This window comes from Colwellia psychrerythraea (assembly GCF_000764225.1).
GTDB classification, from domain to species: Bacteria; Pseudomonadota; Gammaproteobacteria; order Enterobacterales; family Alteromonadaceae; genus Colwellia; species Colwellia psychrerythraea_D.
In genome coordinates this window covers 243,928-265,267 of sequence record NZ_JQED01000003.1, presented here as the reverse complement: position 1 = coordinate 265,267, position 21,340 = coordinate 243,928, and the positions used below count along the sequence as shown (strand labels likewise).

Genomic DNA, 21,340 nt, shown 5'->3' with positions numbered 1-21,340 from the left:
ATGCAATAACAAGGTGATGTTGCTCTATGTCCCCCTTCAACTGGCTTTTAAAAGACTTTACCCTGCATTATTCATTTTAAGAAGAGAATCACTATTTTTTGCATTGAACACCTCGCCTTAAGCCTGTTAAATTCCCATTGAATTCAGCACCTTGAAGTGGTGCAGGGAAAAGTGATTTTGTTCCTGCTGCAAAACAAGAGAATAATTGAATATATTAAAAAATAAGAATTATGAGCTGAAACAGGTGGAAAAAATTGATTTCACCATGTGAAACTAGCCCCATTTTAAGCAACAATAATTAAAGTGCAGCTAGCTGTTGGGTTAAAACTAACATGGTCAAAGTCATCTGGTAAGCTCAACAGTACTAATCAACTTCTGCCATCCAGGCCAGCTGAATCGCTTCTAATACCCGTTCGCCGCAATGCTTGGGATCATCTTCAAAACGATCCAAATTAAGTACCCACTGCCTTAAGTCGGTGAAGTGCAGTTTAAAGGGATCTACGTCAGGATATTGTTCTATTAAGTCCAATGCTATTTCTTGTGAATCACTCCAAAGTAGTCCTGCAGCCATGATGTTTTCCTGTAGTAAATAGCGTCACTTTAGCCAGCGTATTCTTTTAAGCTAACAATAAGCTTGACACTAAAATAACAAATGAAAGAAAAAGAAATCTACAATTAACATTAGTATAAGCCAAATGAATAGCAACCTTGCTTTTCGACAAAAAGGGCAATCAGTATGCCACCATTTTTTTATATTTTTCTTCATTATCACTCCACACGATACATCTTACCTCAAGGTTAAGGTATTCAGTGATTAAAACCATAAAACTAAATTAGCCGCTAAAGCACAAAAGAAGCAATACAATGCTAACATACATGAGATAAATAGTTTTAAATTCCATTTATAATGAATACGACATAAGCATATAGGGCTGTAACATGGATTCTTTTGATAAGCATATTTTGAGTATTTTACAAAAAGACTGCACTCTATCAACCAGTGATATCGCCGAGCGAGTAGGTTTATCAACGACTCCTTGTTGGCGCAGGATCCAAGCGATGGAGAAGTCAGGTATTATTAAAGGAAGGGTAGCTCTAGCAGACCCAGAAAAATTGAATGTCGGTTTATCCATTTTCGTCATGGTAAAAACCAATCAACATAACCCTGATTGGCTAAATACTTTTGCTAAAGTTGCGGAAGATTTTCCTGAGATTGTCGAGTTTTATCGTATGAGTGGTGATGTAGATTACTTACTTCGCGTTGTGGTACCAGATATGAAAGCCTACGACCGATTTTATAAAGAGCTTATCACTCGCGTCGATTTTTCTGACATTAGTTCCAGTTTCGCTATGGAAGAAATCAAGTACACAACAGCTCTACCTGTGGATTATATTTAACTTTTAAAGATCGAAAACTCTAATGACTGTTAAACAGTATTTATAATACAGTTAATTAGTGACCCTATGAATACCGATAAGTTATTCGATAGGGTACCGCAACTTAATTAACGAGATTATTACTGTTATTAACTACTAGAATTGTGCAGTGACATTGAAATAATACCCTTCGTACTCATTTCTATTTTTTTTGTTAATCACTGAATTATAGCCCGTTTGTACTGAATAATTCTGATTGATGAAGTAATTAGCACTCACCCCATAAGCATCATCTTCGGTAAAGAAAGCTGTGATAGATGTTTTTGTATCATAATAATAACTGCCATTAATACTCCAGTAATCCTCAGAAAATAAATGGTCACTATTATCATGAAGATATTCACCACCAATCATGAGATAACTTTGCTTCCCTAGGCTAAAAAAGTATTGAGATGACAGTTGGTTAATATCAAAATTGTCACTCGCATTATAACTAAAGCCAATATAATCAGTGCCCTTTAGTTGCCAGTTATAGCTCACAGTATAGCCACAAATATTATCAAAGTTTTCTTCACAACCTGCACTGATAAGAAAGTTATCAGAAAATAAATACCCAATTAAAAATGAAAGATCGCTATCATTATGATCATAATTAAAATCATTCCACTTACCTGTCGACTCGTTATAGTCATAGCTAGCACCAATGATGAAACTATTGACTACCCATTGCCCACCGATACCAAAGGTATTAATGCTTGAATCATAATTAGCGTCCCGTCCATGTATTAAAGATGAGCCGTCCCTATTCTGATTAACCGCCGAAGCAAAGACATTACTGCTGGTATTGATGTAAGCAAACTCATTTAACGGACCGAGTGCTATCTTTTCGTCAAAATAATATATACTCGATAAAGCAAAATTATCTGAATCTCCCTTATGGTAAAACCCATATTCTGGTGCATCGGCAAAGTAACTGTCATGAGAGTATGATAGTGTCGTAAATGATTGGTAACTTTCAGCAACAACTTGGTTACTGAGCAAGATAGTCATTAAGGCTGATAGTTTTGATAGTTTCTGCATGTAAGATCCCTTTAATCGTAATATCCATATAAAACAAAGTGAATATGCCAGCTGCTACTTATGCCGTCTACTAATACATTAAAATCTTACACTTTTCATACAATTAGAAGAGCAAAGCAATATAGCTGTATAAGTGCAGCGAAAATGCTCCTTGATTGGCCGCCAGTATAATCATAAAATATCACCCAGCACTTTTTCTTACCTTTTTGCCGATTTATCATGAGCACAATAAAATTCTCGAGCACAGAAATAGAACAGTTAGTCACTAAGATTCAATGTTACTTTGCCAAAGAGTTAGATCAAGATCTTGGTCAATTTGATGCAGAATTTTTACTCGATTTTTTTTCTAAAGAAGTTGGCGGCCACTTTTATAACCGTGGCTTATTTGATGCTCAAGCCGTTATTGCCGCTAAACTGGATAATGTTAGTGAAATGGTACAAGAAGGCATTAGTGAAATAGAAAAGCCTATTAGTTAATACGGTACTAAATAGTACTAAAATCCCTTTAGTATTAAATCCTGCCAATCAATATTAATAGCGGTGATAAAAAAACTCGCCGAAGCGAGTTTTAATTAAATATCAATAACTAGGATGATACTACATTATTAATTATCTTTAACTGTCACAGGCATTTCGACCACTTCTTTTACTGCCTCAACTTCGAAAACGGCTTCTGTAACTTCCACCGCTACTTCTTCTACAATATCGAGCTTGGTTTCTGTCATATTGACAGGCTCAGCCGTTTGAACTGACACAGCTAACGCTTGTTTTTCTGCCTCTTTTTCAGCCTGTTTTTGTAAGGCTAATGCTTGTTGCTCTGCTGCTTTTTTTGCCTTAGTTTCTAGTGCCAGTGCTTCTTTTTTGGCTTGTTCTTTAAGTGCTAATGCTTTTTGTTCTGCTGCTTTTTTTGCCTGCGCTTGTAATAATCGCTCTTTTTCAGCAGCATGTTTACTTTCAACATGTGATACTGCTTCTTTATAGGCCTGTAAGCGGATCAACTCAATATCCTTACTTTGCAGTTGTTTATTAAGATCTGAGTTCTCAATCACCAAGGCATCATATTTTTCATTCAAATTAACTAACTGACTTTTAAATTCAGTTCTAAGACTTTCTGTAGCCGCTGAAGATTGACTGTTATCACTTCGTAAAGCTAATACAGCAGCATTTGCTGTAGTTAATTTATCTTTTATAGTGCTTGCTTGTAATGCTATTGCTTCTACTTGTTTTGTCATTGCTAAGTTACGAACATCAGCTATTTCTAAAGACTCAGAGACTGTATGCAATAGATTTTCTTTATCAAGAAGGTATTGCTCATAGGATTTACTATTGGTCTTCTTTAGAGCATTAACTTCTTTCGAGATATGATAAAGGTGAGCAAGCTCAAATTCAGCAAGTTCTACCGCCGTTTTGATTTCTTCCTTAGCACGAGGAGTAGCAATAATAATTGCATTCGCATTACTTCGTGCTGTTAATAACTGCTGGTGACTAATAGGAACATATTTAGCCAAGCTTTTTTTCTTTATATAGGCAATATCTGAATCAAGCTGACCTAGCGCATTGACACGCACAGTACGCACTTCTAATGCGTGCATATCAATAAGTAATTCGGGCTGTCCTTCTTGTGCTTTACTTACCTTACCTTCATCAATGTACTCAACCAGATCATCAATTCTTTCATTAATTTTATTATAATCTTTAGTGTAAATTTTAGCAGCGCCAATTTCTTTTAATAACAATTGTTGGCTAAAAGTAGCGGCCAAAGTGCTTTCTGCTGTTTCTTTAATACTGTAGGAAAATTTCAACTTTTGATTTGCAAGAGCAATATAGTTGGTGATTTCCTGTTTAGCTTCTTTATATTGCTCAGTATCAGTTTGAAAAACATTTAATGAGGATGTGCCGTTTTGACCAATATCCATATACTCTTCGGTCGCATTATCAAACTCTTCAACCGCTTGTTCAAAAGTACCTGGAGCAAAATAAGCGAGTTGATCTTTTCTACCTTGATTAATATCATCCTTTAACTTGTCGAGGGAGATTTTCGCTTCAACAAAGTATTTAGTTTGTTGGTTAACTTCAGCATTTTTAGTAATTACCGGTTTATCAGTTGACTGACAAGCTGTCAAAATCGATAATCCTACACAAGCCAAACAAATGTTTAAGGTTTTCATTTAAGGTCCTTTTAAGGTCAATTTCTAACAAAAATTTACATATTTTTACAAATTATAACGCGAATACATTTCAGCTATCAAAAAATATTCTACCTATTTTAGTAAAATGACCATTTAAGTGCTTATCTATAATAAAAATCATAAAGAACAATAACAAATGGCATAAAAAAACTCGCTAAAGCGAGTTTTTTTAATAGTGTAATACCTTATACCAGGGATATAACCCATATCGACAGTCAGTGCTTAATCTTCAGCTTTCACCGGAAAACCGCGATCTCGCATTAATGCTTCAACTTTCGCATCTCGGCCTCTAAACGCACGGTAAGCTTCACTCGGATCTACGGCATTGCGAACACTAAATAAATGCTCTACGAGTTTATCAGCAACATTTTTATCGTAGAAACCGCCAGGGGCCTGTGCAAAAGCTTCAGCAGCATCAGACGTTAAAACTTCAGCCCACATATAACCATAATAACTTGATGCATAACCTTCACTACTAAAGATATGACCAAATTGAGGAGTACGATGGCGCATAACAATTTGTTTTGGCATATTTAATTCTGCTAATGTTTCACGCTCAAATTTGTCTGGGTCAATACCCGTTGGGTCAACAGTATGAAACTTCATATCAACTAAAGCAGAGGCTAAATACTCGGTCGTGCTAAAACCTTGATTAAAGGTTGCTGCTTGTTTTATTTTAGCAATAAGCGCTTTTGGCATTGCTTTCCCCGTCTTGTAATGTACAAGGTAGTTATCAATCACTTCATCAGTTGATAACCAACGCTCTAACAATTGCGATTGAAATTCAGTGTAATCACGTACGCCAGAATTAAGTGTTGGGTACTCAACTTTTGAAGCTAAGAAATGTAACGCATGACCAAACTCATGGAAGTAAGTTTCTGCATCCGACCAAGAAATTAACGTAGGCTGACCGGCAATGCCTTTAGAAAAATTAGAGTTGTTCGAAGAGAGTACATTTTTCTTACCATCAAAGGTAGTGTGAGAGCGATAGGTAGTTGCCCATGCACCTGAGCGTTTTCCTTTACGAGCAAACGGGTCTAAATACCATAGACCAATATGCTCACCGGAGGTTTTATCTTTTACTTCCCAAACTCGAACATCTTCATGAAATACAGGTACTGAACCATCAGTCACTTCACTAAACTTAAAGTTAAATAAGCGCCCTGCTACATAAAACATCGCTTCACGTAAATTATTCAGCTGTAAATACTGCTTAACTTCATCTGAGTCTAAGTCATACTTATCTTGACGAACTTTCTCCGCATAAAAACGGTAATCCCAAGCTTGTATTTCTTCTATGCCATCTTGTTTTTTGCCAATCGCTAACATGTCAGCAACTTCTTCATCAACACGTGCAATAGCTGCTGGCCACACAGACTCCATCAATGCGATAGCATTCTCTGGTGATTTAGCCATGCGATCTTCTAAGCGCCATGAAGCGTAGTTTTTATAGCCTAATAAGCCAACGCGTTCATGACGTAACTGTAAAATTTCTGCGATGATGGCATTATTATCATACTGATCACCATTATCACCACGGCTGTAATAGTTTTGCCAAACCTGTTTTCTTAACGCGCGTTCTGTTGAGTAAGTTAAAAAGGGGTCCATTGAGGATCGAGTATTAGTAATAGCATACTCACCTTCATGATCTCTTTCAGTTGCAGCGGCGGCGGCAACATTAATAATAGACTCAGGCAAACCACCTAACTGTGCTTTAGTTAAGTAAACAACATAACTTTCTTCATCAGCTAACACGTTATTACCAAACTTAGTTTGTAACTGCGCTAAACGTTGGTTAATTTCAGCATAACGCTTCTTATCGCTGTCATTTAATGTCGCTCCATCACGAGAAAAACTATTATAGGTTAATAACACTAAGCGCTGTTTTTCAGGGCTTAGTGCTTTAACTTCAACCGAATTATAAACGGCTGAAATACGCTCAAATAATTTTTTATTTTGTTTAATCGTGGAAGAAAAAGTAGATAATTTGGGTGCTAACTCTGTTCCCATCTCTCTAAATTCACTACTTGATTTATTCGAGCGCCAAATGCCGTAATAAGTGAAAATTCTATTTAAATCAGCGCCTGCTCTTTCCATAGCAACAATCGTGTTTTCAAACGTTGGTGCTTTAGGGTTATTCGCGATAACTTCGATTTCAGCTAAATTAATCGCCATCGCTTTTTCCATGGCAGGTACTAAGCCGGCTAACGTCACTTGATCAAACGCCGGAACACCTTGAAAAGGTCCCGTCCATTTAGCTAATAGAAGCGCTTCTGACTCCTTTGCTGATTGAACAGAAGCAATTGTTTTATTGCTCGTGTTAGCTGAAGATTGCTCGTCACTAACTTGTGTTGCTGTTGAACAGCCCATTAAAATACTAGAAACTAAAAATGCTTTGATAAACAGGGGTTTCATTGAATATTCTCTTTTTATAGTAATTGCCATTACTATATCAAGCATCAAGTAGAGGGGATATATCGGTAATAACCGTCTACCGCAATATCTACGCGGTTAATCTCATTTATACCCAAACAACCTCAAGCTCCAGTTTTCTGGCTGGATTAGAAATGCTTTTAGGCAGGACACTGATTGAAGGAATAGGTTACGACGAACAAAAAAGGCCGACTACCTAAATAGCCGACCCAAGGGGAGTGGAATTATAACAAGTCGATGAAGAGACCTTCTCAGTCCTTAAGAAAGTAGACTCAATGATTTGATATGGGGTTGGGAGCTCCCCTAAAACTGTACCGAGCAAATCCTCACTCGTTAATTTCTTACTTTTTAGTTGCCGCTGTCATCGTCGCAGCTTTTTTAGCCACAAAATCAACTAACTCTTGCTCCGTCAATGATTCATCGGCATTACTATCAATCTTTGTAAAAGACTTTACTAACCATTCGTTTTTTCCATCAACAACTTCTTGTCGACTTAACATGCCATTTTTATCCATATCTAACGAAGTAAAAGTAAACTTATCGTTTGGCTCTTTTACCTCTTCAATCGCTTTTTTAATGGCTTCTGCGTTAGCCGTGTTCTCGGCATTTACAACGGTATTATCTTCATTAGTGTAGGCTAAGTCATCGTCAGCATTGACTAAAAAAGATGCCATACTTACGGCTACTACAAATGCGGTTACTTGCGTTAAACTGATGCTATCCATGGTGAATCCTTTTTTAATATGTAAGCGTTTTATAAACGCTGTTAAATTCATTATCATCTAAGGATTAGCATAGACTGTGCCACACACAGCAAGCAGTTGATTTAATTACACTTAATGGTTAATTATCTCATTAGAAACTTGCCAAAGTGTCACCAAATAACAACACAATAAAATATTACGAGTTATTGTAAGATAAAAAACCGACACAAACCAAAATAAAGCACCATTTTACAACAACTTAAACAACAAACATTTACCACTTATACTTGTCGCAAAATAAAGACAGTCTTGTTTTTATGATATTTTTGACATACAAAGAGCATTCAGGTGTAACCAAGGTAAAGAGCTCAGGCTAGATTTTATGACTTCTCATAACGACTTAAAAAAAAGTAAGCAAGTACCAAGAAAATTATCACTTTCTTTTTTTAATTTTAGCCAATCAGTGCTTAATAAAGTTTCTCTTAAGAAACTAACATTAATTGGTTTTACCTTCGTCGCAATGCCATTAGTAATGGCGTTAATTTTTGGCGCAAATAAAGCCAGTGAATTAGCCAAAAAAAGTACTAACGCTATTTATAATGTTGCGCAATTAACACAGCTTAACAGTAAGCTTGATGACACAATTGCCAAACTAGAGCGCTCTGCAAGCCAATTTGTCGTGCTTAAAGACAATGAGTTATTGGCAGTATTTAGTGATCAACACAAAGTATTAAAAGATATCATTCAAGAAACATCGGCTAAACAGCAAGATAAAGTACTAAAAGAGCAGCTAACCTCGCTGCAAGGCGAAAGTGAGAGAATAAAAGAACTGCTGTTAAACGACAGTATCGATGCTTTTTCATTAGAACAAATTCAACAAGAATTTGAGCCATTACAACTTATCAATGCCCAGCTAGACAAACGCAGTACTTTTGTTGTTAACCAGCAGGTTTTAGATATACAACACAGCACCGAAGAGATTAGCGATAACATTCTTGAACGTTTATATATTATTCCGATCACTTTGCTCATTGCCGGTATATTTATCATTTTGATCACAAAACCGTTGAAACGACTAACAGATAAAATTCAACTGCTTGAACAAGGAAATTTTGAACAAGAAATCAACTTACACGGTCCTGCTGAAGTCAGAGAAATTGCGGATGCGCTAGAGAATATGCGCCAACGTCTTCATGCTCTAGAGCTACAAAAGTCGAGCTTTATCCGTCATATATCCCATGAATTAAAAACACCACTTGCTGCAATCAGAGAAGGTACTGAACTTATTTATGATAACAGTGTTGGCCCACTCAATGAGGATCAACAAGAGATTTGCGATATCATTCGCGTCAGTGTTAATCGTTTACAACGACTAATTGAAGACTTACTTGATTTTAATATTGTCCTTGATTCAACCAGCCTTCATGGGTTAGAGAAAATTAGTTTATCTGGCTTAATAAATGATGCATGTAATGTTCGAAAACTTGATATTAAGTCAAAAAATTTAATCATGAAGTGTAATAACAGTCCGTATTTTATTTATAGCAACAGTAAACAACTCAGTGTCATTTTAGATAATATTCTCTCCAATGCGATAAAATATTCCCCAGTAGATGGAGAAATCACCATAACGTATAGCAGCACCAAGGAGTGCATAACCATTAATATAATTGACCAAGGGCCAGGAATAGATCCTTCGCTGAGCGACAAAGTATTCGATGCTTTTTATCAAGGTAAAGCACCAATCAATAGTCAAATAAAAGGCAGTGGTTTGGGCCTTACCATAGTCAAAGAGCTATTACTTCGCCTTAATGGTAATATCAAAGTTGTACCAGCAAGGAAAATTAGCGCTGCCAATGAAAGTGGCGCCTGCATCACTATCACTTTACCTAATACGCAAACAGATATTGAATTATGAAAAGAGATAACCTGAGGGTAAAACAATCAACAAATAAGCCGATTAAACAGTGTTTTTCAATCGTATTTATCTTGCTGTTAACTAGTTTATCAACCGCTTGTCAAGTAACTGAGCCAGCGGTTATTAGGCATATTGAGAATACTGATGCTAGCGATTCAATTGAGTATAGCCAGTACTATTTAATATTAAAGACCCTGAATAATAGACAGCTTTTGTTAGAAGAAAAAAAACTACTGTCCTTAATGGCTAGCCAGTCCAATGACAAAACGCTTAATCAAGGCAAACTCATTTTACTTTATAGTTTGCCAAACCCTGGACTCTATCAGCCCTACAAAGCAAAAAGCTTGCTCAATGAACATTTATTAACCAGTAATAATATGAGCCAAGGTGACTTAGCTTTTATTATGTTATTAAGAGATCAATTAAATATTCAGCTTCGTTTACTTGAAAAACAGGCGCGCTCAGATAAGAAATATAATGAGCAATACGATCAAGATAGCAACACCATTGAACAATTAAAGCAACAACTAGAACATGTAAATAAGCAACTGATACTGCTAAAAGAAATTGACAAAAACATTAATGAGCGTGGCTAACAGAGAGAACATTTTATGAGCCTAAGCAACCAAGCACTGACCAGTAACTCAGCCAAAATACTGATAGTAGATGATGATCCAAGTTTATTACGTTTACTTGGTATTCGTTTATCTGCTGCAGGATATGATGTTGAATCGGCTGCCAATGCAAAAATAGCGTTAGGAAGATTACAGAATTTTATTCCTCAGGTGGTGATAAGCGATCTACGCATGGAAGGCATGGATGGTATGGCTTTATTTGAACAAATTAGAATACAGCACCCTAATATCCCTGTCGTCATTATGACTGCTCATGGCACTATTCCTGATGCCATTAACGCCACTAAACAAGGTGTTTTTAGCTTTTTGACAAAGCCATTTGAAAGCCAAGAGCTACTAGATACTGTCGAACAAGCCATACGTTTACAACCTTCACAGAGTGAGAAAACCAGCGAAACGGAACTATGGCGTGATAGTATCATTAGCCGTAGTACTGTGATGACTTCACTATTACAACAAGCTAAACAGGTAGCTAATAGTGACTTTAGTGTCCTTATCCATAGTCAAAGCGGTACAGGTAAAGAGCTACTAGCAAAAGCAATTCACCAAGCGAGTAACAGAAAAAATAAAGTATTCACCGCAATCAATTGTGCTGCCATACCTGAACAACTGCTTGAGTCTGAATTGTTTGGTCACATTAAAGGAGCATTTACTGGCGCAGAGCGTAATCACCAAGGTCTATTTCAAGCAACGGATGGTGGTACTTTATTCTTAGATGAAATTGGTGACATGCCACTTAGCTTCCAGGTAAAACTCCTACGCGTTTTGCAAGAGCGAGAAGTTAGGCCGGTAGGTAGCACTCAAGCAGTAAAGGTAGATGTTCGCATTATTTCAGCAACGCATGTGAACTTAACAAATGCGATAAAGGCCAATACATTTAGAGAAGATCTGTACTATCGACTGAATGTTGTTGAGTTAGAGTTACCCACTTTGGCGCAACGACGAGAAGATATTCCATTGTTGGTACAATACTTTTTAAACCAAGCAGTTGCTCGCTCAAACGTCCCTATCAAAAGTATCAATCAAGAAGCCATGGAACTACTTATTAGTGCTCCATGGCCTGGTAATATCAGACAGCTTCAAAATGTTATAGAGCAAAGTATTGCACTGTCTAGTGAAAGTGTTATCAGTGCAAATTTAGTAAAAAATGCCCTGCGTGATGACTCAACCCAATTCCCATCTTTTCAGCAAGCACGAGAGCATTTTGAGCGGGATTATTTATCAAAGTTATTAAAAATTACTGCAGGAAATGTCTCACAAGCTGCTCGAATTGCTCAGCGAAACCGTACTGAGTTTTATAAACTATTGAATCGACATCATCTAGTCGCTGAATCATACCGAGAAGAATAATTATCTAAGCCCGCTCCACTTGAAGATGCCCGTTTTAGGTTTATAAACGCTTTATGCTACGTTATTGATCTCGACAATAGAATAACTATTCTCTTCAATCAATGCTTTGCCTAAAAGGCGTTTATAATTCGAGCTGTATGCTGCATCTTCAAATGGAACGGGTATATGTTCATCAGACGAGAACTAAACCTTTAGCGCTCACCTGTCAGGTAACCTATTGATTAACTGTATTAAGTCTCTAGGTTAGTTGTTAATATTTTTTTTACACCATCAAGATAAGCATCGTATTTTTTCCAGTTACCTACCGATTTATTATTAATTGGGCTACGAACTTGCAGCGCACTAGCCGTAGCGACTGGCGCTAAATTTTGATGAATATTAATACAGTCTTCTTGCCAAGAAAGATCACAAAACTCAATAAGCTGCTGGGCTTCTTTGATAGGATCGTTAACCAATTTCTCATAATTAATTAAATAAAAGTTCTCAGGAAAAAGTGCTAACCACAACTCTGCGAGCTGTTTGAATAATAAATAGAATTCTGTCGTAGTTTGCAGATCATACGCATAATTGTAATACGATTGATTGACGGAAAAAAGCTGCCTGAAATTACTGACAATAGTATCCAGTGGATTTCTATCTAAGCAGATAATTTTAGCCTTGGGTAATGCTTGTAAAATGAAACCAACATACAAGACATTTAACGGCATCTTATCAACAAACTTTGCCGTTTTTCCCGTTATCGCTCTCGTACTGTCAATATACGCCTTACCTAACTCTTTAAAATTAATAGCTTTTGTTGCTGCGACTGTCTCTGCATCGATCACACGGTTACTTGTGCTTTTAGTCATTTTTTTAACCAGTAAACCAAAGTGCTGTAATTCCCCTGCGCTCGTCACATCGCTATGTTGTGAAATTATTCGCTCAACCAAGGTTGTACCTGATCTTGGCATACCCACGACAAATATTGCTTCCTTAGTATTAAAGCCCTGAAACGACGAAGCCTTGCTATTTTTAAAGTGCCTTGCAAGGCTCTCAAATAGCGATTTATCTTCATCAATACTGTACTTTAGCTTTTCAAGCTTGAACTTTTTAGCCGCTTGCAAATAGTGAAATGCTTTATCAAACTCTGCTAAGGATTCGTACTCACGTGCGAGGGCATGGCCAATATGCAACCTATCATCTGCATGTTTTGTTTGTTTAAATAATTGCTCAAGTTGCGAGATATGATTGCACTCTTTTGATATGCCGCCTAAACCTGTTAATGCCGAATGTGCTTTATAATAATTTGGCGCCATTAAAATAGTTTTTTCATAGGCTGCTCTAGCACCATCAAAGTCGCCAATAAATTTTAATGACGCACCTAAATTAAAAAAATAAGTTGGATTTTTATCATTGATAGCCACTGACTTTTTAAATAACTGAACGGCTTTTTCATGTAACCCTATTTGGCTATACGTTACACCAAGGGTGTCTAAGGTTAATGATGATTGAACTGTTGATTTAGCAATTAATTTGGCGGCAATTTCAGCAAAGTACAGCGCTTCAACATGATTATTATCAAGGGCATGATGTTTCGCAAGTTGCGATAGATATTCGAGATTATTAGGAGCAAGTGCATTAGCTTGTTTTATTAACTCAATTGCTTTTGCCAAATTGTGATGAACACTAGCTATTATTGCTAATAAAAAATAGGCATCAGCAAAGTATTTATCTTGCTGCAAAATTAACAATAAATGCTGATGAGCTTGTTGATACAAACCTTGATTCAATGCTTGTTGTGCTTGTTGGTGTAATACTTTTATTGTGCTAGGCATGCTTCAACCACTTAACTTTAACTTTAATTTTAATTTTAATTTTAACTAACTGAATAATAGCTTTTTTAAGTTATTACTGCTTATAAAAAAAGGTGCGGTATTATTTAGTAAACTAAAATAATACTACACCTTTGTATGCTTATTGCTTTGAGCTAAGTAAACACTTACAAATCAAATAAGTACTCAAAACGCGCGCCAATTTTACGTGGCGTCACTAAATAGTGACCATAATTACGTTGAATTGCCGGGTCGTTTGCCGTTGTGATATCACCAACATCGCGACGGACCGAACTATAGGCATACTTATCAAACATATTATCTACGTACAAAGTTACCGACCAAACATCTTCAGAGAAGCGCGCCGACATATTACTTAAGGCATAACCAGGCAAAGCTTCACCATTATTTCGTAGCCCAACTTTAGAATAAACATCACTTTGGTAGGTTAAACCATAATTAATGTCTAGACCGGTTCCACCAAAGACTTCAGTAGAATAAGTTGCACCTAGTGAAAATTGTTGCTCTGGTGAGCCCGGTAAACGATCTCCAGTAAAACCAATATCAGGTACATCATCACTAGTCAATTCCGCCTTTGTATAAGCGTACGTTGCATAGGCGATAAGGCTATCAGTCAACATCGCTCTACTAGATATTTCAACCCCTGACGCTTCAGCTTCACCCGCGTTAGAGGTATATGGTTGTTGACCTACTACTGTCGCGCCTTCAATTTGAGCATTGTCCCACTCCACCATAAAGAGTGCAGCATTAAAGTGTAATTGGTTACTAAACCAAGTACTCTTAAAGCCTAACTCGTAGTTTGTGGTGGTATCAGGCTCATACAATAATTCATCTGGCTGTGCACAAACACTCTGTTGCTGTCCAATATCTTCATCGCAAGCTGCGATTCCGTTAGAGCCACCAATTCTAAAACCTTCACTTATTGTTGCGTAGGCCATGACGTCATTACTGAATTGATAACTAGCATTAACCTTAAATAGGCTGCCATCATCATCAGCTGTCGACTCCATTAATTCTATATCAATGAAAGTTGCATCATAACTCGCATCATAAATTGTGTTTAATAAAGGTAAATCAGCATCCGATTGAGCGACGACGTCATATTGATAAAAACGTGCTCCTAGCATTAAGGTTAACTTATCGGTGACGCTATAGGTGATTTCACCAAAAATTGCCGACTCAGTGATTTCTGCTTTATCCACCGAAATATACTCTAAAGAGTCAGGGCGTAATTGCTCAGCTCCAAAGTTATCAATCGCGTATTGATCAAAACCTGGGGTAAATTCACGACTGTCGTTAAAGCTTTCAAATTTATTATAATAAGCGCCAACGATCCAAGAGAATGCCGAATCCCCTGTAGAAACTAAACGAATTTCTTGCGTGAAGTTTTCAGCTTCATCAACTTCTCGGGTAAATGCAGAGAAACCAGGGAATTCTTCATAACTATAATCTAAACGAATGAGTAAATCGGTTTGATCTCTTTGGCCAAGCGCTTCAAATTCTGAGTAACCGGTTGCAGAAGTCAGCTCAGCAAAACCTAAATCAACGGTCATTTCTAAACTAAGCAAAGTATCTTCTTTATCTCTTGGTTCTTGATAACGATAACCAGACTCATACTCCCCCATGACAGTAGATAAAGGGTTCGTTTCACTCAAACTATTGTTATGAACAATAGAACGACCACCAATTTCTTGTTTTTGATAGAAATAAGACAAGGTTGCATCAAAAATATCATTTGGTTGCCAGCGAATCATCGCTTTTGCCGTTGTTGTTTGCTCAAAATTAGCGTCTGGCACTTGCCTCATGTTACTGTCAACGGCATCAGCATCTGACCAATCAGGATCGGGTAATGAAACGCCGCCTTCACGAACCACATAGTTATAATCAATATAACCAGGCTCATCCAAGTAGTTAACAGCAAAACGTACCGCTAATTCATCGTCAATAAGTGGCGTATTAAACACAAAACCAGCTTCACCACCGGTATCATCACTTTCAGATAAGGTGAAAACATCACCATAAAGCGATCCTGAGGTTTCATCTAATATCGGTTTATTAGGTAAATAACGGATAGCACCACCAAGCGTGCCGGCACCATATAAAGTCCCTTGTGGACCAATTAAAACCTCTACACGTTCAACGTCAATAAGCTTCATATCAACAACAAGCGGAATTTCGCCAATGTAAGTGGCAACAGTACCGGCATCAGAATCAGGACCGGAAGAGTTGGTATTTAAACCACGAACAATAATCGGAGAGCCTGTGCGCCCTCCTTGATCAGCAACACTTAAACCCGGGACCCAACGAGCCACATCAGACAACTGAGTGATATTTTGATCTTTCATCACATCACCATCCAGTGCGGTGATATTTAAGGGAGCCTCTTGCACTGTCGATGCTCGGCGCGAAGCAGTCACTTGGATACGCTCAATACCATCCGTGGCAGATTCTTTAACAGCTTCTTCTGCATAACTATTTACGGGTACAGTCAAGGCAGAACTCAATGCTAAGCATATGGCAGACTTGTTAAATACCTGCGATTTTATTACTTTCATGTGGTCTATTCCGAAATTTTATATGTGTGGCTTATAGCCACTTATTACGTTAGTTATTTCACTATTTTATTGTTCGATTGTTTGATTGTTTGATTGTTTGATTCAAACATCAAGATTATTATGAAAGAGCACCATGTCATGATGATAAATTATTGGATTTATGACAGCTATTTCATCTTAACCTGAATTATATATGGTTATGCAGTTTTATTGAATAACTACCTACAGATAAACGTAAAATAAAAACTTTAGAAAATTAGGAAAAAACGCACTATTGAGTTCACAGTTGCTTCAATAAATTTAATCTTTGCTATTTCAATAAGTTTACTGGATTATTTTTTGCGTAACTATTGTTACTAAAGGTACATACAAAGCGGAAAAAAGAATGAGTACTGAGTTAGACACTAATCTCCTGCTGTCTAACACTAATGAAATCGTAGACCGAGTAATAAAACCGAATACCACCACGACTTGAACTAGTTTGCTTAACTCAAGGTGAGCCTTAGCCTTAATTCTACAAGCAGTAGCTTATCAATAAATGCAGGTAGACTACGGGCGATTAGTCCACCTAGACTGCACAAATTAACCTGTTTAATTGGCCGATAAAGTAAAGTCAATTTCTCTCACTTTTATATTCACGCCAGCATCAAACAACGCTTGAAAAAAGTCAGCCTCTTGGCAATATTCCACTTGTCGACAGACAATCACGTATTTAAGTACGCCTGACTTATCACTTTGAAGTGCTGCTTGATTAAACCAATACAAAGCTTGACTGAGATCCTTGTCAATATATTCACCGTTCAAGTACATTTGGGCTAAGTTTACTTGTCCTGGAGCAAAGCCTAACTGAGCGGAAGCACTAAAACGCTCAAAGGCTTGTTGCAGATTATTTTCTAGATAGTCTGATTTAAGCAAACTAAGACCTGCCAGGTTTTCACGCTTACCAGGAATATACAAGTTAGTACTTAACTCTGTTTCAGGATTATTTATATAATTACCAAACAACATATTGTTATCCGGTCTTTTAATCATATAAATTGCACTAGTGTCATGCATTGTCTTGAGCTGCGTTAACGTTAAATCATAGCGTTTAGACTCAAAGTAATCTTTGTATCTTAGCTGACCATAACGAATGCTGTCTTTTAGTGCCTGCTGGCGAAGATAAAATATATTGCCATAAAGTAGGGTAACCACATCGCCGGTGATATCGACTACTTTCGCGATTCTATATTTTTCATTTGGCCTGAGGTTATCACTAAGGATTCTGAAGTCTAAAAAGTATATATCATCTACTTTAGGATTAGCTAGGTAGAATAAACTGTCATCATTTTCTTGTTTAGACTGAGTAGACTTTTTATAGATAAATAAGCATAGTATTAAGAAAGTTATGATTTTTAGCACGTTAGCAACAGTAAAATATTGGCGGTTGAACCAACCATTCTCAGGCCTAATTTTTATTGTTGCCTTTATCGTATTATCCACTCCGCTTCTTTTCCTTACCCTATCCATTCACCATCCCCAATTTTTATGTGGCAATAACTGATACCAACCTGTATAAAAAGCAATAATTAGCCCCATTTCGCTCACAAAATGGGGCTTTGATGACTAATTAAGTAACCTAGCTTGTAACCAAGCTGAAATATCTCTTAGCTGATCTGGTAACACTGAATGATCCATAGGGTAATTTTTCCACGTCACATCATAGTCAGCAGCTGTTAATAAGCTATTTGCCATTTTCCCTGCACTCATTGGCACCACATCATCTCGCTCACCATGGTTTTGTAAAATGGGCGTTGCTGCATTAGCATGATGACAGTTTGCTGGTAATGAGTCTGACGTAGGTAAATAACAAGATAAAGCCAAGATGCCGGCCAAGCTTTGCCCAAAACGCAAACCGGTAAATAAACTTAAAACACCACCTTGGCTAAAACCAGCCAAGACGATATTTTTAGCTGCGATACCCGAATCAATCTGCTCTTGAATTAACGCCTGTATTTTTTCTTCTGAGGCTAAAACACCGCCCATATCAGCACGCTTATGTAAATCTAGACTTTTGATATCATACCAAGACCGCATAACGTAACCTTGGTTAATGGTTACCGCCTGCTCAGGTGCATGAGGGAAGATAAAGCGTATACCGTGATTTTCTGGTAAAGAAAATATAGGGACAATAGGTGCAAAGCCTGCGCCCGAGTCTCCCAAACCATGCAACCAAATAACACAGGAAGTTGCTGGATTTTCAGGCTCTACGGTAATTCGTTCAAGTGATGGTACTGACATAAAGTTCAATATTTATTCGTTAATAAAAAGATGCCACATCATAGCAATCGTTAGTGTCTGTGGCAAAATTGCATTTATAAGCATTCAGCATCATAGTAATTGCCCAACATTGCTTTGAAAATAATCTAAAAATGTTCTGGTTTTACTGGCAACATGACGGCTTTGGTAAAGCACACTTAGGCGCTGAGCAACACTCTCATGACTTAAAGATAGTCGTTGAAGGGATTGCGCAGGTGAACTACTTTTTAAAACACTATTTTTTAACACATAATCAGGTAACTTACACAGTCCTAAGCCCTGTTCAGCCGCACGTAGACGCATTTCTGGACTAGATAAAACCACTCTGCCGTTAACATTAACTTGCTCAATGTTATCGCCATGACGAAAGTGCCATGGCTGACCTTCCTCATCTTGTATGCAGTCATGTTTATTCAGATGCTCTGGCTTAAAAGCTTGCTCTTGAAGCAAGTTGCCTTCTATTCCCGACAACTTGCTCGGTGAATAATAAATCGACTGTGGAAAACTCAGTAGTTCTTTAGCGATCCAGTTTGTTGTTGGTAACGTTTGTTCGTGTAAAACAAAACAAAGATCAAACTTGGGATCAAATTCAGGTACTGATCCTGAGTAATGTTGACAATGTAAATGAATTTTAGGATATCGAGTTAAAAAGTCGCCAATCAACGTACTTATAATTTGATTAAAAAACTCAAGAGGTAATAATATATTCAACTTACCTTGTGGTTGATGCAGTGATGAGGAAAGCTCCTCTTCTACCTTAGCCAGTGCATCTATGTGCTCTTTACTAGCACAAAAAAGTAATCGACCGCTATCAGTAAGCTCTTGCTTTCGGGTTGTGCGTAAAAGAAGTTCACAGCCAAGCTTTTTTTCTAACAATACTAAACGTCGGCTTAACTTCGATTTTGCTATACCTAGATCTTTTGCAGCTGCGGTAAAAGATCCCGCTTCCACTAAACTAACAAACAAATGCAAGTCATCTAAATTACTCAATTTGCTATTTCCTTTTGATTGTTTCATTTTTAGAACAATGAATCTCATTAAACACGTCTAATAATGCAATTGCAACTTCAGTACACTGCAGTTTCTAACTAATCACCGACGAGAACCGCTTGTGAATACAATTTAGTTAGCAAGTAATCAACGATCTTTTACCAAGTATTCGATCAACATTAACTCAACAAACAACAAGGTGGAGAACATCATGAGCACAGAAACATTGATTAAGGTTAAAGAAATCTTAGCGGAGCAATTTTCACAAGAAGTAGAGCAATCTTCAGGTAAGGTATTAATAGATTTTTATGCACCATGGTGCGCACCATGTAAAATGCTCGCACCTGTTGTAGAGCAAATAGCACTCGAACATGAAGATATTAAAGTCGTCAAAATCAACGCGGATAACAGCCAGGAATTAATGGCTAAGTTTGGTATTCGTGGAATCCCAACATTATTGTTAATGAATAATGGCGAGTTAATGGCTACGAAAGTTGGCGCCGCTTCTGTCAGTCAAGTTAAGACATTTGTTCAACAATAATGACTTCCTGGTTTATTGGTTAGGCTATCAATAGCTGCTAGCCTAACTATTTTCGTTTACTCGACAATATTTTTTACTATACCTTGATCTATTTCGGACATCACTACTGACTATTTATTACAATCATTCTTAACAATGATGTCGTAATTATCTTAGATGTATACAAGGCACGAAAATGATGCAAATCACCGATTTAAAAACAGAACAAAAGATCCCACCGCTATTACGCTTAGGTTTTAGACCCTTCTTTCTAAGCGGAGCCTTATTTAGTGTTTTAGCTATTGCCCTTTGGCTTTTAATATATAAAGGAACAATAGGCTTATCTCCATTAGGTGGCGGTTATTGGTGGCATATCCATGAAATGGTATTTGGCTTTGGCGGCGCAATCATTGCAGGGTTCTTATTAACCGCCGTGCAAAATTGGACGGGGGTAAGAGGTGCTCAAGGCACTACATTGCTCGCTTTATTCATACTTTGGCTAGCGGGTCGACTTTTGCTAATAGTACCTGATTTGCTTGGCTCAACACTAACGAGCCTAATTGACTTACTTTTTTTGCCTGCGGTTGCCTATGTCTTAGCAAAACCTATTATTGCGATGAAGCAATACCGTAATTTGTTCTTCGTTCCCCTGCTCGCTTTATTCACTATCGCTAATTTAGAAATGAATTTAGCAATACACTACCCTGAAACCTTTAACAGCGTTTATTCGGGTTATGCTGGGGTTATGTTAGTGACCTTTTTAATGTCTGTAATGGCTGGTCGAGTTGCTCCTATGTTTACAGCCAATGGTACTAAAACCGCAAAAGCAGCACCACTTCCATGGTTAGATAAAGCAGCCAATGGTAGTTTAGCTATTGCCATGTTTAGTCTGTTATTACAGCCTATCGTTGGCTTTTCGGCGACATTCTTTGGCATATTGCTTATCGTTGCCAGTATATTTCAAACAATGCGTTGGGTGAGATGGCGTCCTTGGATCACTTTGCATGTACCTCTTTTATGGTCACTTCACGGAGCAATGAAGTTTATCTGTTTTGGTCTATTTGTGCTTGGCGCAAGTTATTTAATTCCAGAAGTGCCAAGTAATCATGTCTGGCACTTATTAACTGTTGGCGGTATCGGTGGATTAATTTTAGCCATGATTTCACGTGTTTCCTTAGGTCATACTGGTCGCCCATTAACGCCACCAAAATCAATGTCAATTGCCTTTGTATTAATAAACTTGGCAGCGCTAGTACGTGCTTTTGGCCCTTGGGCCTTCCCCGACAAGACATTATTATTTATTGATATCAGTGGCGGTTTTTGGGTTATCGCTTTTGTTATCTTTATTGCTGGCTACGGGCCTATGTTATTAAAAGCAAGAAAAGATGGTCGACCTGGCTAGAGTATCTTAAACTAGGTCTTCGTGCTGGTACAAATATAGAATAATAAGCTAGGAAGT

The 21,340-nt window shown here is 37.4% G+C and carries 17 protein-coding genes; 7 read left to right on the top strand and 10 right to left on the bottom strand.

Features of this window, described 5'->3' with window-relative positions; all coding sequences use genetic code 11:
- Positions 1 to 364 precede the first annotated feature (364 nt).
- Positions 365 to 571 carry a Fe-S cluster assembly protein IscX gene (gene iscX / locus ND2E_RS19995; protein ID WP_033092021.1) on the bottom strand — a complete coding sequence of 69 codons (207 nt, stop codon included), beginning with the start codon at positions 569 to 571 and terminating at the stop codon, positions 365 to 367.
- A 368-nt stretch (positions 572 to 939) separates the two neighbouring features.
- On the opposite strand from iscX, the gene ND2E_RS20000 reads away from it, so the two are divergent.
- Positions 940 to 1,398 (top strand): Lrp/AsnC family transcriptional regulator, encoded by a 459-nt coding sequence (locus tag ND2E_RS20000; RefSeq protein ID WP_033092020.1) that lies wholly within the window; start codon positions 940 to 942, stop codon positions 1,396 to 1,398.
- A gap of 135 nt (positions 1,399 to 1,533) precedes the next feature.
- Here ND2E_RS20000 and ND2E_RS20005 read toward each other — a convergent pair whose 3' ends face one another.
- Positions 1,534 to 2,457 carry a putative porin gene (locus ND2E_RS20005; protein ID WP_033092019.1) on the bottom strand — a complete coding sequence of 308 codons (924 nt, stop codon included), beginning with the start codon at positions 2,455 to 2,457 and terminating at the stop codon, positions 1,534 to 1,536.
- 219 nt (positions 2,458 to 2,676) lie between these two features.
- On the opposite strand from ND2E_RS20005, the gene ND2E_RS20010 reads away from it, so the two are divergent.
- Positions 2,677 to 2,934: a DUF2164 domain-containing protein gene (locus tag ND2E_RS20010; protein ID WP_033092018.1), complete on the top strand. Its 258-nt coding sequence runs from the start codon at positions 2,677 to 2,679 to the stop codon at positions 2,932 to 2,934.
- 128 nt (positions 2,935 to 3,062) lie between these two features.
- Here the strand turns inward: ND2E_RS20010 and ND2E_RS20015 are convergent, their stop codons facing one another.
- The 3 genes from ND2E_RS20015 to ND2E_RS20025 all read right to left on the bottom strand — a co-directional run bounded on the left by ND2E_RS20015 (position 3,063) and on the right by ND2E_RS20025 (position 7,804).
- Positions 3,063 to 4,625 carry a hypothetical protein gene (locus ND2E_RS20015; RefSeq protein ID WP_033092017.1) on the bottom strand — a complete coding sequence of 521 codons (1,563 nt, stop codon included), beginning with the start codon at positions 4,623 to 4,625 and terminating at the stop codon, positions 3,063 to 3,065.
- Positions 4,626 to 4,868: 243 nt separating this feature from the next.
- Positions 4,869 to 7,061 carry a M3 family metallopeptidase gene (locus tag ND2E_RS20020; RefSeq protein WP_052056172.1) on the bottom strand — a complete coding sequence of 731 codons (2,193 nt, stop codon included), beginning with the start codon at positions 7,059 to 7,061 and terminating at the stop codon, positions 4,869 to 4,871.
- 359 nt (positions 7,062 to 7,420) lie between these two features.
- On the bottom strand, positions 7,421 to 7,804 hold the full coding sequence (locus tag ND2E_RS20025; RefSeq protein WP_033092016.1) for a hypothetical protein: 384 nt from the start codon (positions 7,802 to 7,804) through the stop codon (positions 7,421 to 7,423).
- A gap of 361 nt (positions 7,805 to 8,165) precedes the next feature.
- Here ND2E_RS20025 and ND2E_RS20030 point away from each other — a divergent pair, with 361 nt between their 5' ends.
- From ND2E_RS20030 to ND2E_RS20040, 3 genes are read left to right on the top strand one after another with little or no spacing between them, the layout of a single operon-like run.
- On the top strand, positions 8,166 to 9,701 hold the full coding sequence (locus tag ND2E_RS20030) for a HAMP domain-containing sensor histidine kinase (RefSeq protein ID WP_033092015.1): 1,536 nt from the start codon (positions 8,166 to 8,168) through the stop codon (positions 9,699 to 9,701).
- On the top strand, positions 9,698 to 10,297 hold the full coding sequence (locus ND2E_RS20035) for a hypothetical protein (protein WP_033092014.1): 600 nt from the start codon (positions 9,698 to 9,700) through the stop codon (positions 10,295 to 10,297). The genes ND2E_RS20030 and ND2E_RS20035 overlap by 4 nt, the downstream gene beginning before the upstream one ends.
- Before the next feature lie 15 nt (positions 10,298 to 10,312).
- Positions 10,313 to 11,686, top strand: a complete 1,374-nt coding sequence (locus tag ND2E_RS20040; protein WP_052056171.1) for a sigma 54-interacting transcriptional regulator — start codon at positions 10,313 to 10,315, stop codon at positions 11,684 to 11,686.
- A gap of 230 nt (positions 11,687 to 11,916) precedes the next feature.
- On the opposite strand, the gene ND2E_RS20045 is transcribed toward ND2E_RS20040, so the two are convergent.
- From ND2E_RS20045 to ND2E_RS20065, 5 genes are all read right to left on the bottom strand, one after another.
- Positions 11,917 to 13,500: a tetratricopeptide repeat-containing sulfotransferase family protein gene (locus tag ND2E_RS20045; RefSeq protein ID WP_033092013.1), complete on the bottom strand. Its 1,584-nt coding sequence runs from the start codon at positions 13,498 to 13,500 to the stop codon at positions 11,917 to 11,919.
- Positions 13,501 to 13,664: 164 nt separating this feature from the next.
- Positions 13,665 to 16,073 (bottom strand): TonB-dependent receptor, encoded by a 2,409-nt coding sequence (locus ND2E_RS20050; RefSeq protein ID WP_033092012.1) that lies wholly within the window; start codon positions 16,071 to 16,073, stop codon positions 13,665 to 13,667.
- Between the two features lie 591 nt (positions 16,074 to 16,664).
- On the bottom strand, positions 16,665 to 17,555 hold the full coding sequence (locus ND2E_RS20055) for a tetratricopeptide repeat protein (protein WP_052056170.1): 891 nt from the start codon (positions 17,553 to 17,555) through the stop codon (positions 16,665 to 16,667).
- A 123-nt stretch (positions 17,556 to 17,678) separates the two neighbouring features.
- The gene (locus ND2E_RS20060; protein WP_033092011.1) at positions 17,679 to 18,353 is read right to left on the bottom strand and encodes an alpha/beta hydrolase; all 675 of its coding nucleotides are present in this window, start codon (positions 18,351 to 18,353) and stop codon (positions 17,679 to 17,681) included.
- Between the two features lie 90 nt (positions 18,354 to 18,443).
- Entirely contained in the window at positions 18,444 to 19,361 is a 918-nt protein-coding gene (locus ND2E_RS20065; RefSeq protein ID WP_223303500.1) for a LysR family transcriptional regulator, read from the bottom strand.
- Positions 19,362 to 19,572: 211 nt separating this feature from the next.
- Here ND2E_RS20065 and trxA point away from each other — a divergent pair, with 211 nt between their 5' ends.
- Both trxA and ND2E_RS20075 read left to right on the top strand, forming a co-directional pair.
- Complete coding sequence (trxA, locus tag ND2E_RS20070) at positions 19,573 to 19,902, top strand: thioredoxin (RefSeq protein ID WP_033092009.1); 330 nt, start codon at positions 19,573 to 19,575, stop codon at positions 19,900 to 19,902.
- Positions 19,903 to 20,077: 175 nt separating this feature from the next.
- Positions 20,078 to 21,283, top strand: a complete 1,206-nt coding sequence (locus ND2E_RS20075; RefSeq protein WP_033092008.1) for an NnrS family protein — start codon at positions 20,078 to 20,080, stop codon at positions 21,281 to 21,283.
- Positions 21,284 to 21,340 lie beyond the last annotated feature (57 nt).

Coding starts and splice junctions, on each gene's coding strand:
- ND2E_RS20010 (WP_033092018.1), top strand. CDS start 2,677: ATGAGCACAATAAAATTCTCGAGCACAGAAATAGAACAGTTAGTCACT.
- ND2E_RS20045 (WP_033092013.1), bottom strand. CDS start 13,500: ATGCCTAGCACAATAAAAGTATTACACCAACAAGCACAACAAGCATTG.
- ND2E_RS20040 (WP_052056171.1), top strand. CDS start 10,313: ATGAGCCTAAGCAACCAAGCACTGACCAGTAACTCAGCCAAAATACTG.
- trxA (WP_033092009.1), top strand. CDS start 19,573: ATGAGCACAGAAACATTGATTAAGGTTAAAGAAATCTTAGCGGAGCAA.
- ND2E_RS20030 (WP_033092015.1), top strand. CDS start 8,166: ATGACTTCTCATAACGACTTAAAAAAAAGTAAGCAAGTACCAAGAAAA.
- ND2E_RS20075 (WP_033092008.1), top strand. CDS start 20,078: ATGATGCAAATCACCGATTTAAAAACAGAACAAAAGATCCCACCGCTA.
- ND2E_RS20000 (WP_033092020.1), top strand. CDS start 940: ATGGATTCTTTTGATAAGCATATTTTGAGTATTTTACAAAAAGACTGC.
- ND2E_RS20005 (WP_033092019.1), bottom strand. CDS start 2,457: ATGCAGAAACTATCAAAACTATCAGCCTTAATGACTATCTTGCTCAGT.
- ND2E_RS20060 (WP_033092011.1), bottom strand. CDS start 18,353: ATGTCAGTACCATCACTTGAACGAATTACCGTAGAGCCTGAAAATCCA.
- ND2E_RS20020 (WP_052056172.1), bottom strand. CDS start 7,061: ATGAAACCCCTGTTTATCAAAGCATTTTTAGTTTCTAGTATTTTAATG.
- ND2E_RS20035 (WP_033092014.1), top strand. CDS start 9,698: ATGAAAAGAGATAACCTGAGGGTAAAACAATCAACAAATAAGCCGATT.
- ND2E_RS20015 (WP_033092017.1), bottom strand. CDS start 4,625: ATGAAAACCTTAAACATTTGTTTGGCTTGTGTAGGATTATCGATTTTG.
- iscX (WP_033092021.1), bottom strand. CDS start 571: ATGGCTGCAGGACTACTTTGGAGTGATTCACAAGAAATAGCATTGGAC.
- ND2E_RS20050 (WP_033092012.1), bottom strand. CDS start 16,073: ATGAAAGTAATAAAATCGCAGGTATTTAACAAGTCTGCCATATGCTTA.
- ND2E_RS20025 (WP_033092016.1), bottom strand. CDS start 7,804: ATGGATAGCATCAGTTTAACGCAAGTAACCGCATTTGTAGTAGCCGTA.